This window comes from Lelliottia sp. WB101 (assembly GCF_003051885.1).
In the GTDB taxonomy this organism is placed as follows: domain Bacteria; phylum Pseudomonadota; class Gammaproteobacteria; order Enterobacterales; family Enterobacteriaceae; genus Enterobacter; species Enterobacter nimipressuralis.
The window spans coordinates 199531-214081 of the sequence record NZ_CP028520.1; the positions used below are offsets into that span (position 1 = coordinate 199531).

Consider the following 14551-nt stretch of genomic DNA (forward strand, 5'->3'; position numbering starts at 1 on the left):
AACCCAGCGAAAAATCCGTAACCAGGCTATAATCACGCCTGGTTTTTGTTTTTTGGGATGACGTTGTGACGCAGGCGCGAGAAGGCTTTTTACTGACCCGACACTGGCGGGATACGCCGCAGGGTACTGAAGTGGAATTCTGGCTGGCGACGGACGAGGGTCCGCTGAACGTCACGCTGCCGCCACAGGAGTCCGTGGCGTTTATCCCGGAACAGCACGTCGAAAAAACGCGCGAGGTGTTACGCGGGGAAAACGGCTGGCGCATCACGCCGCTTGAGCTGAACGATTTCCACCGCCAGCCCGTTTACGGGCTTTACTGCCGCGCCCATCGCCAGCTGATGCGCTTTGAAAAGCTGCTGCGAGAAGCCGGAGTAACGCTGTACGAAGCGGATATTCGCCCGCCGGAGCGCTTCCTGATGGAGCGTTTTATTACCGCTCCCGTCTGGGTCGACGGCACGCCGCAGGGCGACAAACTGCTCAACGCCCGCCTCAAACCCAATCCCCACTACCGCCCGCCCCTGAAATGGGTATCGCTGGATATCGAAACCACGCGCCACGGCGAGCTGTATTGCATCGGCCTTGAAGGCTGCGGGCAGCGGATTGTCTATATGCTCGGGCCGCCAAACGGTGATGCGTCAGCCCTCGATTTTGAGCTGGAGTATGTCACCAGCCGCCCACAGCTGATTGAAAAGCTAAACCAGTGGTTTGCTATCCACGATCCTGATGTCCTGATTGGCTGGAATGTGGTGCAGTTTGACCTGCGCGTGCTGCAAAAGCATGCCGAGCGTTACCGTATTCCGCTGATGCTGGGCCGCGGCAACAGCGAGCTTGAGTGGCGCGAGCACGGTTTTAAGAATGGCGTGTTCTTCGCGCAGGCTAACGGGCGGGTGATTATCGACGGTATCGACGCGCTTAAATCCGCCTTCTGGAGTTTCTCCTCGTTTTCGCTGGAAGCCGTCTCTCAGGAGCTGCTCGGTGAAGGGAAATCCATCGACAATCCCTGGGATCGAATGGATGAGATTGACCGGCGCTTCAATGAAGACAAACCGGCGCTGGCCACTTACAACCTGAAGGACTGCGAGCTGGTGACGCGGATTTTCCACAAAACGGAGATCATGCCGTTCCTGCTGGAGCGCGCGACCGTCAACGGCCTGGCGATCGATCGTCACGGCGGCTCCGTCGCTGCGTTCGGACATCTGTATATTCCGCGCATGCACCGCGCGGGCTATGTCGCGCCAAATCTCGGCGAGGTCCCGCCTCAGGCCAGCCCTGGCGGCTATGTGATGGACTCCAGGCCTGGGCTGTATGACTCGGTCCTGGTGCTGGATTATAAAAGCCTCTATCCGTCGATCATTCGCACCTTTCTGATCGATCCCGTTGGCCTGGTCGAGGGGATGGCCCAGCCGGATGACGCGCACAGCACCGAAGGTTTTCTCGGCGCGCGTTTCTCGCGGGAAAAGCACTGCCTGCCTGAAATCGTCGGCCAAATCTGGCACGGGCGCGAGGAAGCTAAGCGTCAGCACAATAAACCGCTCTCTCAGGCGCTGAAGATCATCATGAACGCCTTTTATGGCGTGCTCGGCACCAGCGCCTGCCGGTTCTTCGATCCCCGTCTTGCCTCGTCGATCACCATGCGCGGGCATGAAATCATGCGCCAGACCAAAGCGCTGGTGGAGTCCCAGGGCTATGACGTGATTTACGGCGACACGGACTCAACGTTCGTCTGGCTGAAAGGCGCTCACAGCGAAGAAGACGCCGCGCAAATCGGCCAAAATCTGGTGGCGTTCGTCAACGACTGGTGGCGCAATCATTTGCAAAAAGAGCGGTTAACCAGCGCGTTAGAGCTGGAATTTGAAACCCATTTCAGCCGCTTTTTGATGCCGACAATTCGCGGTACCGAGCAGGGCAGCAAGAAGCGTTACGCCGGTTTGATTCAGGAGGGCGAGAGCCAGCGCATGGTGTTTAAAGGGCTGGAAACGGTGCGAACCGACTGGACGCCACTGGCGCAACAGTTCCAGCAAACGCTCTATCTGCGGGTGTTCCGCAACGAGCCGTATCAGGATTATGTCCGCGAGACTATCAACAGCCTGCTGGCCGGTGAGCTGGACAGCCAGCTGGTCTACCGCAAGCGCCTGCGCCGCCCGCTGGCGGAGTATCAGCGCAATGTACCGCCGCATGTTCGCGCCGCGCGGCTGGCCGATGAAGAGAACGTACGTCGCGGCCGCGCGCCGCAGTATCAAAATCGCGGCACCATTAAATACGTCTGGACCACCAGCGGCCCGGAACCGGTGGATTATCAGCACTCGCCGCTGGACTACGATCACTATCTGACGCGACAGCTTATGCCTGTCGCCGATGGAATTTTACCTTTTGTCGACGATGATTTTGCTACACTCATGACAGGGCAACTGGGGCTATTTTGACGCGTGACGAAAACGCCGCCATCCAGTACCATAGCGCCCTTTCCATTCCCGGACCCATTTTTCGATGGCCGTCACTTTGCGACGGTGGTCGAACTATTGCCTGCAATTAAAGATTAGAGCCAAACAACTATGCCTTTTACACTTGGTCAACGCTGGATCAGCGATACAGAAAGCGAGCTTGGATTAGGAACTGTGGTAGCGCTGGATGCGCGCATGGTCACTATCCTTTTCCCGGCCACGGGTGAAAACCGTCTGTATGCACGCAATGACTCCCCTGTTACCCGCGTCATGTTTAACCCGGGTGACACCGTTACCAGCCATGAAGGCTGGCAGCTGAAGATTGAAGACGTAAAAGAAGAGAACGGGATCCTCGCCTACATCGGTACGCGAGTCGACACGGAAGAAACAAATGTCATCCTGCGCGAAGTGCTGCTCGACAGTCGACTGGTCTTCAGCAAGCCGCAGGACCGTCTGTTTGCCGGTCAGATCGACCGCATGGACCGTTTTGCCCTGCGCTATCGCGCGCGTAAATTCCAGAGTGAACAGTACCGCATGCCGTGGAGCGGCCTGCGTGGCCAGCGTACCAGCCTGATCCCGCACCAGCTGAACATCGCCCACGACGTTGGCCGTCGCCATGCGCCGCGCGTGCTGCTGGCTGATGAAGTCGGCCTCGGTAAAACCATCGAAGCAGGGATGATCCTGCATCAACAGCTGCTCTCCGGCGCTGCCGAGCGCGTGCTGATCGTGGTGCCTGAAACCCTGCAACACCAGTGGCTGGTCGAGATGTTGCGCCGCTTCAACTTACGCTTCTCCCTGTTTGACGACGAGCGCTACGCCGAAGCCCAGCACGACGCCGATAATCCGTTCGAAACGGAACAGCTGGTGATCTGCTCTCTGGACTTCGTGCGCCGCAGCAAGCAGCGCCTTGAGCACCTGTGCGATGCCGAGTGGGATCTGATGGTCGTTGATGAAGCTCACCACCTGGTCTGGAGCGAAGATGCGCCCAGCCGTGAATATATGGCGATCGAACAGCTGGCCGAACGCGTGCCAGGTATCCTGCTGCTGACCGCTACGCCGGAGCAACTGGGGCTGGAAAGCCACTTTGCGCGTCTGCGCCTGCTCGATCCTAACCGTTTCCACGATTTCTCTGTGTTTGTCGAAGAGCAGCAAAACTACCGCCCGGTTGCCGATGCGGTCGCCCTGCTGCTGGCTGGTAAGCACCTGTCCAACGATGAACTCAACACCCTGAGCGAGCTGATTGGCGAGCAGGATATTGAGCCGCTGCTGCACGCCGCCAACAGCGATCGCGACGACGCGGAAACCGCGCGTCAGGAGCTGGTCTCCATGTTGATGGACCGCCACGGCACCAGCCGCGTGCTGTTCCGTAACACCCGTAACGGCGTGAAAGGCTTCCCGAAACGCGAGCTGCACACCATCAAGCTGCCGCTGCCGACACAGTATCAAACCGCGATTAAAGTCTCCGGCATCATGGGGGCACGCAAAAGTGCTGAAGAGCGCGCGCGCGATATGCTCTATCCGGAACAGATTTATCAGGAATTCGAAGGCGATACCGGCACCTGGTGGAACTTCGATCCACGCGTCGAATGGCTGATGGGCTATCTGACCGCTCACCGCTCGCAGAAAGTGCTGGTGATTTGCGCCAAAGCGGCCACCGCGCTGCAGCTGGAGCAAGTCCTGCGCGAGCGCGAAGGTATCCGCGCTGCCGTGTTCCACGAAGGGATGTCGATCATCGAACGCGACCGCGCGGCGGCCTGGTTTGGTGAAGAGGACAGCGGCGCGCAGGTGCTGCTCTGCTCTGAAATCGGCTCCGAGGGCCGTAACTTCCAGTTCGCCAGCCATCTGGTGATGTTCGATCTGCCGTTTAACCCGGACCTGCTGGAGCAGCGTATCGGCCGTCTGGACCGTATCGGCCAGGCGCATGATATTCAGATCCACGTTCCGTTCCTGGAAAAAACCGCCCAGTCGGTGCTGGTGCGTTGGTTCCACGAAGGTCTGGACGCGTTTGAACACACCTGCCCGACCGGTCGCACCATTTACGATCAGGTGCACAGCGATCTGATCGGTTATCTGGCGGCACCGGAAGAGACCGAGGGCTTTGACGATCTGATCAAATCCTGTCGCGAAAAGCACGATGCGCTGAAACTGCAGCTGGAGCAGGGGCGTGACCGTCTGCTGGAGATCCACTCCAACGGTGGCGAGAAAGCGCAGCAGCTTGCCGAGAGCATCGAAGAGCAGGACGACGACACCAGCCTGATCAGCTTCGCGATGAACCTGTTTGATATCGTTGGTATCAACCAGGACGATCGCGGCGAGAACATGATTGTGCTGACGCCGTCCGATCATATGCTGGTCCCGGATTTCCCTGGCCTGCCGGAAGATGGCTGCACCATCACCTTTGAGCGTGACGTGGCCCTTTCCCGCGAAGATGCGCAGTTCATTACCTGGGAACATCCGCTTATCCGCAACGGTCTGGATTTGATTTTGTCTGGCGATACCGGCAGCAGCACCATTTCCCTGTTGAAAAACAAAGCCCTGCCTGTTGGGACGCTGCTACTTGAGCTGATCTACGTGGTTGAGGCGCAAGCGCCGAAACAGCTGCAGCTCAACCGCTTCCTGCCCGCCACCCCGGTGCGTTTGATGCTCGACAAAAACGGCACTAATCTCGCCGCGCAGGTCGAGTTTGAGAGCTTTAACCGTCAGTTGAGTGCCGTTAACCGCCACACGGGCAGCAAACTGGTGAATGCGGTCCAGCAGGATGTGCATGCCATTCTGCAGCAGGGTGAAGCGCAGATTGAGAAAGCCGCGCGCGCACTGATTGATGCGGCTCGCAGCGAAGCAGACGAAAAGCTCTCTGCCGAGCTGTCGCGTCTGGAAGCGTTACGCGCGGTGAATCCAAACATCCGTGACGACGAGCTTGCTGCGATTGAGAGCAACCGTGAGCAGGTGCTGGAGAGCCTGGATCAGGCGAGCTGGCGACTGGATGCGCTGCGTCTGATCGTTGTGACGCATCAGTAAACGGAGCGCGACATGATCATGGAGACCTACAATCCGCCGATGGACCCATGGCTGGTCATTCTGTATCAGGATGACCACATTATGGTGGTCAACAAGCCCAGCGGCCTGTTGTCCGTGCCGGGACGTCTGGAGGAGCACAAAGACAGCGTGATGACGCGCGTACAGCGCGATTATCCGCAGGCAGAATCCGTGCATCGCCTTGATATGGCGACCAGCGGTGTGATTGTGGTGGCTCTGACGAAAGCGGCTGAGCGCGAGTTAAAGCGCCAGTTCCGCGATCGTGAACCGAAGAAACAGTATGTCGCGCGCATCTGGGGACACCCGGAAAAGGCGGAAGGTCTGGTGGATTTACCGCTGATTTGCGACTGGCCGAACCGGCCTAAGCAAAAAGTCTGTTTTGAAACCGGCAAGGCGGCGCAGACCGAGTATGAGGTGCTGGATTACGCTGCGGATAACACCGCGCGTATTCTGCTCAAACCGATTACCGGCCGTTCGCATCAGCTGCGCGTGCATATGCTGGCGCTGGGCCATCCGATTCTGGGGGACCGTTTTTACGCCACCCCGGAAGCGCTCGCAATGGCGCCGCGTCTGCAATTACACGCTCAGATGCTGACGATAACGCATCCGGAATTCGGCAATCTGATGACGTTTAAAGCCCCTGCCGATTTTTAACGTAGTGCCCGGCGGGTGCCGGGCTTACGTTTATTTAAAGCCCTTCTGCTCTTTAATGAGCTCGTACGCTTTCTGAATTTCCTGCGCTTTCTGCTTCGCCATTTCCATCATCTCTGGCGGTAACCCTTTCGCCACCAGTTTATCCGGATGATGTTCGCTCATCAGCTTGCGATAGGCGCGTTTAATGGTGGTCGCATCGTCGGTCGCTTTCACACCCAGTACGTTACACGCATCTTCCAGCGTCGGCCCACGCTGTGCCTGCTGCCAGCCACCGCCAGCAGACTGCTGCTGGTGTTGATAGCCGCCACCAAATTGCGCGCCGCCCTGCATCATGCGCAGGAACTGGTCGAACTGCATGCGGGAGATACCCAACTCTTCGGCAATCACATACAACACGTCGCGTTCGTTAGGGTGCAGTGAACCATCCGCAAACGCCGCCTGAATCTGGATTTCCAGAAACATCCGAATTAAATCAAAGCGTCCGAAACAGATGCTGCGGAACTGACGCATTTTCTCGCGCAGCGGATAGTTATCCGCCTTACCGATGCGAAACGCATTTTGTGCCGCCACGCGGGACTCGCCGTGCAGGCTCATGCGATCCATAAATACGCTGGCAATTTGAATGTCTGCCTCGGTAACGCGTCCCTTCGATTTGGTTAAATGCCCCATTACCTCAAAGGTGGTCGCAAAAAAGAGCGCCTGACGCTCGCGCTGGTTGGCAAACCAGGCCATTTTACGACTGCGCGCCTTATCGAACATATGCCCGATAATCAGGCCCAAAACGATGCCCCAAAACCCTGCGCCCATCAACAAAGCGAATGCGACGCCAATAATTTTACCCCAATACTGCATAGACTCCCCGTATGGTCATAGTCCTGATTCGACGCAACTCCATCATCTCAGTGGTCGAGCCACGGTCAATTGAGGGACATCGCCTATAATTTGCATTATCATACTCGTCATTCGATAGCGAGCCTAACACTCTGACTCGTAAACGGGCAGGATTAACGCTGGCACTGCGCAGATGAGTAAGATAGTCTCTGAGCGTTTGTAAGCCGTAGCCACTGATGACGGAACACTAAATATAACGTATGAAAAAACGTATCCCCACCCTCCTGGCCACCATGATCGCCGCCGCTCTGTACAGTCAACAGGGCATGGCTGCCGATCTCGCCTCACAGTGTAAGCTTGGCATCCCAAGCTATGATCGCCCATTGGTGCAGGGTGATACCAATAGCTTGCCCGTCACGATTAATGCCGACCATGCCGGTGGCAATTATCCGGATAACGCGACATTTACGGGCAATGTCGATATTAATCAGGGCAACAGCCGTCTGCGGGCGGACGAAGTCCAGCTGCATCAAAAGCTGCCTGAGGGCGCGGCAGAGCCGGTTCGCACAGTCGATGCTCTTGGCAATGTGCACTATGACGACAATCAGGTCATCCTGAAAGGTCCGAAAGGCTGGGCAAACCTGAATACCAAAGATACCAACGTCTGGGAAGGTGATTACCAGATGGTGGGTCGCCAGGGACGCGGTAAAGCAGACCTGATGAAACAGCGCGGTGAAAACCGCTACACCATTCTGGAGAATGGCTCCTTTACCTCTTGTCTGCCGGGTTCTGACACCTGGAGCGTCGTCGGTAGCGAAGTGATCCACGACCGCGAAGAGCAAGTGGCGGAAATCTGGAATGCGCGCTTTAAACTTGGCCCAGTGCCGGTGTTTTATAGCCCCTACTTGCAGTTGCCGGTCGGCGATAAGCGTCGTTCAGGTTTCCTGATCCCGAACGCCAAGTACAGCACAACGAACTATTTTGAGTTCTACCTGCCGTACTACTGGAACATCGCGCCGAACATGGACGCCACGATTACGCCGCACTATATCCATAAGCGCGGCAATATCATGTGGGAAAACGAGTTCCGTTACCTGACCAAAGCGGGTACAGGTCTGATGGAGCTGGATTACCTGCCATCGGATAAAGTGTTTAGCGATGAGCACCCGACAGAGGGCGATCGTCACCGCTGGTTATACTACTGGCAGCACTCGGGTGTGATGGATCAGGTTTGGCGTTTCAACGTCGACTACACCAAAGTCAGCGATCCTTATTACTTTAACGATTTTGAATCCAAGTACGGCTCAAGTACCGATGGCTACGCAACGCAGAAATTCAGCGTTGGTTACGCGATTGAGAACTTCAACGCCACGGTTTCAACCAAGCAGTTTCAGGTTTTCAGCAGCCAGACGCGTAGTACCTACGGTGCTGAGCCACAGCTGGACGTGAACTGGACGCAGAATGACGTCGGTCCATTTGATACCCGCGTTTATGCTCAGGCCGTACACTTCGTGAATACCAGTTCCGATATGCCAGAAGCGACCCGTGTTCACCTTGAGCCGACTATTAATCTCCCGCTCTCAAACGACTGGGCAAGCCTGAATACCGAAGCCAAGATGATGGCTACCCACTATCAGCAGAAGAATCTGGACTGGTACAACAATCGCTACAACACCGATCTCGAAGAGTCCGTTAACCGTGTGCTGCCACAGTTCAAAATGGACGGTAAGCTGATTTTCGAACGTGATATGAACCTGGCGAACGGCTATACCCAAACGCTGGAACCGCGCATGCAGTACCTGTATGTGCCGTATCGCGATCAGAGCAAAATCCAGAACTACGACTCCTCTTTCCTCCAGTCCGATTACAGCGGTCTGTTCCGCGATCGTACCTATGGTGGACTTGACCGTATTGCTTCCGCGAACCAGGTGACGACCGGCGTCACGACTCGCGTATATGATGACGCTGCGGTTGAACGTTTTAACGTTTCTGTTGGTCAAATCTACTACTTCACTGAAGCTCGTACCGGTGATGACGACATTAACTGGGAGAAAGACAATAAAACGGGTGCCCTGGTATGGGCCGGAGATACATACTGGCGCATGACCGATCGTTGGGGTCTGCGCGGTGGCGTGCAGTACGATACACGTCTGGATAACGTCGCTACCAGCAGCGCAAGCGTTGAGTATCGTCGTGATGAAGACCGGATGGTGCAGTTGACTTACCGTTACGCCAGCCCGGAATATATTCAGGCGACGCTGCCAAACTACGCCAACACTGAGCAGTATAAAGATGGTATTTCGCAGGTGGGTGGTGCCGCAAGTTGGCCGATCGCCGATCGCTGGTCCATTGTGGGCGCCTACTACTTTGACACGAACACCAGCAAGCCTGCGGATCAGATGGTTGGCTTGCAATACAACTCCTGCTGTTATGCGCTTCGCGTAGGCTACGAGCGCAAACTTAACGGCTGGGATACCGACAATAATCAGAGCAAATACGATAACGTCATTGGCTTCAATGTCGAATTGCGCGGCCTGAGTTCCAACTACGGCCTGGGCACGCAGCAGATGCTGCGCTCGAACATTCTGCCATATCGTAGTTCCTTGTAATGTGCTTGATTTACAACGCCATCCGCTTTGCGGTTAATTGAAATGGAAAAAGTATGAAGAACTGGAAAACGCTGCTGCTCGGTATCGCTATGGTTGCGAACACCAGCTTTGCCGCGCCACAGGTTGTTGATAAAGTCGCCGCCGTGGTGAACAACGGTGTAGTACTTGAAAGCGACGTAAATGGCTTAATGCAATCTGTGAAGCTCAATTCGGGTGAAGCAGGTCAGCAACTTCCAGATGACGCGACGCTGCGTCATCAGATCCTCGAGCGTTTGATCATGGATCAGATCGTGCTGCAGATGGGTCAGAAAATGGGTGTGAAGGTGACCGATCAGCAGCTCGATGAAGCGATCGCCAACATTTCTAAGCAAAACAACATGACCCTCGATCAGATGCGCAGCCGTCTGGCCTACGATGGGATCAGCTATGCGACCTACCGCAACCAGATCCGCAAAGAAATGCTGATCTCTGAAGTGCGCAACAACGAAGTGCGTCGCCGCGTATCGATCCTGCCGCAGGAAGTGGATCAGCTGGCGAAGCAGGTGGGCAACCAAAACGATGCCAGCACCGAGCTGAACCTGAGCCACATCCTGATTCCACTGCCGGAAAACCCGACTTCCGATCAGGCTGCTGAAGCGGAAAGCCAGGCACGTTCTATCGTGGATCAAGCGCGTAACGGTGGTGACTTCGGCAAACTGGCGATCAGCTACTCCGCTGACCAGCAGGCGCTGAAAGGCGGCCAGATGGGCTGGGGTCGTATTCAGGAGCTGCCGTCTATCTTTGCGCAGGCGCTGAGCACCGCGAAGAAAGGCGATGTCATCGGACCTATCCGTTCCGGTGTCGGCTTCCACATTCTGAAAGTGAACGATATGCGCGGTCAGAGCCAGAGTATTTCCGTCACGGAAGTGCATGCTCGCCACATCCTGCTTAAGCCGTCACCGATTATGACCGACGACCAGGCGCGCGTGAAACTGGAGCAGATTGCTGCCGATATTAAGAGCGGTAAAACCTCCTTCGCCAATGCGGCGAAAGAGTTCTCTCAGGATCCCGGCTCTGCGAATCAGGGCGGCGATCTGGGCTGGGCGGCTGCGGATATTTACGATCCTGCCTTCCGCGATGCGCTGATGAAGCTGAACAAAGGCCAGATGAGCGCCCCGGTTCACTCCTCCTTCGGCTGGCACTTAATCGAACTGATGGATACCCGCAACGTGGATAAAACCGACGCGGCCCAGAAAGACAGAGCCTACCGTATGCTGTTCAACCGTAAATTCTCTGAAGAAGCGGCGACCTGGATGCAGGAACAACGCGCCAGCGCTTACGTGAAAATACTGAGCAACTAATGAAACAACATCGTGTTGTTATCACTCCCGGCGAACCCGCCGGGATTGGTCCTGACCTCGTCGTCCAGCTTGCACAACAGAGCTGGCCGGTGGAACTGGTCGTCTGTGCTGATGCAACACTGTTAAAAGACCGGGCTGAATGGCTCGGTCTGCCTTTAACGCTCCTGCCTTACGACGCCAGCCAAACGCCTGTTCCACAGCAGGCGGGTACTTTAACGCTTCTCCCTATTGATCTTCGTGCCCCTGCGCAGCCAGGCCTACTCAATACCGAAAACGGGCACTACGTTGTCGATACGCTGGCACGCGCCTGTGATGGTTGCCTGAGCGGTGAATTTGCCGCGCTGATTACCGGTCCGGTACATAAGGGCGTGATTAACGATGCGGGTGTGCCCTTTACCGGCCACACGGAGTTCTTTGAAGCGCGCTCCCACAGCGACAACGTGGTCATGATGCTGGCGACGGAGGAACTGCGCGTCGCGCTGGTGACGACCCATTTGCCGCTGAAAGCCATTGCAGAGGCGATCACCCCTGATCTTCTGCGCGACATCATCACCATATTGCATCACGATCTGCAAACCAAATTCGGTATCAAAGCGCCGCATATTCTGGTCTGTGGGCTGAATCCCCACGCGGGTGAAGGCGGGCATATGGGCACGGAAGAGATCGAAACCATCATCCCGGTGCTCGAAGAGATGCGCGCCAAAGGGATGAATCTCAGCGGGCCGCTGCCGGCTGATACCCTTTTCCAGGCTAAATATCTTGATAGTGCAGATGCTGTGCTCGCGATGTACCACGATCAGGGCCTGCCCGTGCTAAAATACCAGGGATTTGGCCGCGCCGTGAACATCACGCTCGGTTTACCCTTTATTCGAACGTCCGTTGACCACGGTACTGCGCTGGATCTGGCAGGAAAAGGCCAAGCGGATGTCGGCAGTTTTATTACGGCGCTTAATCTCGCCATCAAAATGATTGTTAATACTCAATGAATACTAGAGTCCATCAGGGCCACTTAGCCCGCAAACGCTTCGGGCAAAACTTCCTTAACGATCAATTCGTTATCGAAAGCATCGTTTCCGCCATTAATCCACAAAAAGGCCAGGCGATGGTCGAAATCGGTCCGGGCCTTGCCGCGCTGACCGAGCCGGTGGGTGAACGCCTCGACGAAATGACGGTTATCGAGGTGGACCGCGATCTGGCGGCCCGTCTGCAAACGCATCCGTTCCTCGGTCCTAAGCTGACGATTTACCAGCAGGACGCCATGACCATGAACTTCGCCGAGCTGTCCGAGAAGCTGGGCCAGCCGCTGCGCGTGTTCGGCAACCTGCCGTATAACATCTCTACGCCGCTGATGTTCCATCTGTTTAGCTATACTGATGCCATTGCAGACATGCACTTCATGCTGCAAAAAGAGGTCGTCAACCGACTGGTTGCAGGGCCGAACAGTAAAGCGTATGGTCGATTGAGCGTAATGGCGCAATACTATTGCCAGATTATCCCGGTACTCGAAGTACCACCGACCGCCTTTACCCCGGCGCCAAAAGTGGAATCTGCGGTAGTGCGTCTGGTCCCCCATGCCGTGATGCCGTACCCGGTCAAAGAGCTGCGCGTACTGAGCCGCATCACCACGGAGGCCTTTAACCAGCGCCGTAAAACGATTCGTAACAGCCTGGGTAACTCGTTTACCGTTGAGGTGTTGACCGAATTAGGTATCGATCCGGCAATGCGTGCGGAAAATATTTCCGTTGAGCAGTACTGTAAGTTGGCTAATTACATCAGCGACAACGCACCGCCAAAGGAGAGCTAAGCCATGATTGATTCGCCCCGCGTATGTGTTCAGGTGCAAAGCGTTTACGTCGAGTCTCAGTCCACACCGGACGACGAGCGTTTTGTTTTTGCTTACACCGTAACCATTCGCAATCTGGGGCGGATGCCTGTGCAACTGCTCGGGCGCTACTGGCTTATCACCAACGGCAATGGCCGTGAAATTGAAGTCCAGGGCGAAGGTGTGGTGGGAGAACAACCTCACATCGCCCCTGGCGAAGAGTATCAGTACACCAGCGGTGCCGTCATAGAGACACCGATGGGCACCATGCAAGGCCATTATGAAATGGTCGATCCAGACGGCAATACCTTCCGTATTGCCGTGCCTGTTTTCCGTCTCGCCGTTCCTACATTCATTCACTAAAAAAATGTCTACATATCTCATTGGCGACGTTCACGGTTGCTACGATGAACTGATCGCATTGCTAAAACAGGTCGATTTTACGCCTGGACAAGACACCCTCTGGTTGACGGGCGATTTAGTGGCGCGCGGCCCTGGGTCGCTGGATGTCTTACGCTTCGTCAAATCGCTGGGCGACAGCGTGCGTGTGGTGCTGGGCAATCACGATCTGCATCTGCTGGCGGTGTTTGCCGGAATCAGCCGCAACAAGCCTAAAGACCGCATCACGCCGCTGCTTGAAGCACCCGATGCCGACGAGCTGCTCAACTGGCTGCGTCGTCAGCCTTTGCTGCAGGTCGACGAAGAGAAAAAGCTGGTTATGGCCCATGCCGGGATCACCCCGCAGTGGGATCTGCAGACCGCCAAAGAGTGCGCGCGCGACGTCGAAGCGGTGCTGGCAAGCGACTCCTATCCGTTCTTCCTCGACGCGATGTATGGCGATATGCCGAACAACTGGAGCCCGGAGCTAAGCGGTCTGGCGCGTCTGCGCTTCGTGACCAATGCCTTTACCCGCATGCGCTACTGCTTCCCGAACGGTCAGCTGGATATGTACTGCAAAGACACGCCGGAAAACGCCCCTGCGCCGCTAAAACCCTGGTTTGCCATTCCTGGCCCGGTGACGGATGAGTACAGCGTTGTGTTTGGCCACTGGGCATCGCTGGAAGGCAAAGGCACGCCGGAGAACATTTACGGGCTGGATACGGGATGCTGCTGGGGCGGAGATTTAACCTGCCTGCGCTGGGAAGATAAGCACTATTTTGTGCAGCCGTCGAACCGGCATCTGGAGTTAGGGGATGGCGAGGCGGTTGCCTCCTGATATTAATGCCGGATAGTGGCGGCTTTGCCTTATCCGGCTTATGTTCAGGTCGTAAAACCCCGGTCAGCGAAGCGCCGCCGGGGAATAAGACTTAACGACGTTCTAAAACTTCGAAGCAGTAGCTGTGCGAGTTCTGCGCATCAGCGTCGTGGAATTCGCTGAAGACAGATTCCCACTCGTCAGGATCGTAGTCAGGGAAATGCGTATCCCCTTCCACTTCTGCGTCAATGTGAGTCAGATAGAGCTTCTGTGCTTTTGGCAGGAACTGCTCGTAAACACGTCCCCCACCAATCACCATAATCTCTTCCGCGTCGCCACAGGCGGCAATCGCGTCGTCGACGGATTTTACCCATTCAACGCGATCGTCCGTGCCCGGCTGGCTACTGATAACGATGTTTTTACGACCCGGTAGCGGGCGACCGATTGACTCCCAGGTCAGGCGGCCCATCACTACCGGCTTGTTTAGCGTGGTGCGTTTAAACCATGCCAGATCGGCAGGCAGGTTCCACGGCATGGCGTTTTCCATACCGATAACGCGGTCTACCGCCAGCGCTGCAATCAGACTGATCATTGAAAATTTCCCGGATGCAAAAAATTGCCGC

General features: G+C 56.1%; 11 protein-coding genes. 9 read left to right on the forward strand and 2 right to left on the reverse strand.

Features of this window, described 5'->3' with window-relative positions:
• Nucleotides 1-65: 65 nt before the first annotated feature.
• The 3 genes from polB (at nt 66) to rluA (ending at nt 6131) form a co-directional block, all read left to right on the forward strand.
• A complete protein-coding gene (gene polB / locus DAI21_RS00900) occupies nt 66-2423 on the forward strand; it encodes a DNA polymerase II (RefSeq protein WP_107702270.1) in 2358 nt (785 codons plus the stop codon).
• 129 nt (nt 2424-2552) lie between these two features.
• On the forward strand, nt 2553-5459 hold the full coding sequence (gene rapA, locus DAI21_RS00905; protein WP_107702271.1) for an RNA polymerase-associated protein RapA: 2907 nt from the start codon (nt 2553-2555) through the stop codon (nt 5457-5459).
• A 12-nt stretch (nt 5460-5471) separates the two neighbouring features.
• Nucleotides 5472-6131 carry a bifunctional tRNA pseudouridine(32) synthase/23S rRNA pseudouridine(746) synthase RluA gene (gene rluA / locus DAI21_RS00910; protein WP_102104579.1) on the forward strand — a complete coding sequence of 220 codons (660 nt, stop codon included), beginning with the start codon at nt 5472-5474 and terminating at the stop codon, nt 6129-6131.
• Nucleotides 6132-6161: 30 nt separating this feature from the next.
• Here the strand turns inward: rluA and djlA are convergent, their stop codons facing one another.
• Nucleotides 6162-6983 (reverse strand): co-chaperone DjlA, encoded by an 822-nt coding sequence (gene djlA / locus DAI21_RS00915; protein ID WP_100777669.1) that lies wholly within the window; start codon nt 6981-6983, stop codon nt 6162-6164.
• Nucleotides 6984-7222: 239 nt separating this feature from the next.
• On the opposite strand from djlA, the gene lptD reads away from it, so the two are divergent.
• Genes lptD through apaH form a run of 6 tightly spaced genes read left to right on the forward strand, consistent with a single transcriptional unit; the run spans nt 7223 to nt 13949 of the window.
• A complete protein-coding gene (lptD, locus tag DAI21_RS00920; RefSeq protein WP_107702272.1) occupies nt 7223-9571 on the forward strand; it encodes an LPS assembly protein LptD in 2349 nt (782 codons plus the stop codon).
• Between the two features lie 53 nt (nt 9572-9624).
• Entirely contained in the window at nt 9625-10911 is a 1287-nt protein-coding gene (gene surA, locus DAI21_RS00925; protein WP_100777671.1) for a peptidylprolyl isomerase SurA, read from the forward strand.
• Entirely contained in the window at nt 10911-11897 is a 987-nt protein-coding gene (gene pdxA / locus DAI21_RS00930; RefSeq protein ID WP_107702273.1) for a 4-hydroxythreonine-4-phosphate dehydrogenase PdxA, read from the forward strand. The genes surA and pdxA overlap by 1 nt, the downstream gene beginning before the upstream one ends.
• The gene (gene rsmA, locus DAI21_RS00935; RefSeq protein ID WP_107702274.1) at nt 11894-12715 is read left to right on the forward strand and encodes a 16S rRNA (adenine(1518)-N(6)/adenine(1519)-N(6))-dimethyltransferase RsmA; all 822 of its coding nucleotides are present in this window, start codon (nt 11894-11896) and stop codon (nt 12713-12715) included. Before pdxA ends, rsmA begins: the two co-directional genes overlap by 4 nt.
• Nucleotides 12716-12718: 3 nt before the next feature.
• On the forward strand, nt 12719-13096 hold the full coding sequence (gene apaG, locus DAI21_RS00940; RefSeq protein WP_100777674.1) for a Co2+/Mg2+ efflux protein ApaG: 378 nt from the start codon (nt 12719-12721) through the stop codon (nt 13094-13096).
• Between the two features lie 4 nt (nt 13097-13100).
• Entirely contained in the window at nt 13101-13949 is an 849-nt protein-coding gene (apaH, locus tag DAI21_RS00945; RefSeq protein WP_100777675.1) for a bis(5'-nucleosyl)-tetraphosphatase (symmetrical) ApaH, read from the forward strand.
• Nucleotides 13950-14040: 91 nt separating this feature from the next.
• Here apaH and folA read toward each other — a convergent pair whose 3' ends face one another.
• Nucleotides 14041-14520, reverse strand: a complete 480-nt coding sequence (folA, locus tag DAI21_RS00950; RefSeq protein WP_100777676.1) for a type 3 dihydrofolate reductase — start codon at nt 14518-14520, stop codon at nt 14041-14043.
• Nucleotides 14521-14551 lie beyond the last annotated feature (31 nt).

Bases quoted from the DNA above. Each gene is read 5' to 3' on its own strand.
- rluA (WP_102104579.1), top strand. From the start codon at position 5,472: ATGATCATGGAGACCTACAATCCGCCGATGGACCCATGGCTGGTCATT.
- djlA (WP_100777669.1), bottom strand. From the start codon at position 6,983: ATGCAGTATTGGGGTAAAATTATTGGCGTCGCATTCGCTTTGTTGATG.
- apaH (WP_100777675.1), top strand. From the start codon at position 13,101: ATGTCTACATATCTCATTGGCGACGTTCACGGTTGCTACGATGAACTG.
- rapA (WP_107702271.1), top strand. From the start codon at position 2,553: ATGCCTTTTACACTTGGTCAACGCTGGATCAGCGATACAGAAAGCGAG.
- pdxA (WP_107702273.1), top strand. From the start codon at position 10,911: ATGAAACAACATCGTGTTGTTATCACTCCCGGCGAACCCGCCGGGATT.
- folA (WP_100777676.1), bottom strand. From the start codon at position 14,520: ATGATCAGTCTGATTGCAGCGCTGGCGGTAGACCGCGTTATCGGTATG.
- apaG (WP_100777674.1), top strand. From the start codon at position 12,719: ATGATTGATTCGCCCCGCGTATGTGTTCAGGTGCAAAGCGTTTACGTC.
- lptD (WP_107702272.1), top strand. From the start codon at position 7,223: ATGAAAAAACGTATCCCCACCCTCCTGGCCACCATGATCGCCGCCGCT.
- surA (WP_100777671.1), top strand. From the start codon at position 9,625: ATGAAGAACTGGAAAACGCTGCTGCTCGGTATCGCTATGGTTGCGAAC.
- rsmA (WP_107702274.1), top strand. From the start codon at position 11,894: ATGAATACTAGAGTCCATCAGGGCCACTTAGCCCGCAAACGCTTCGGG.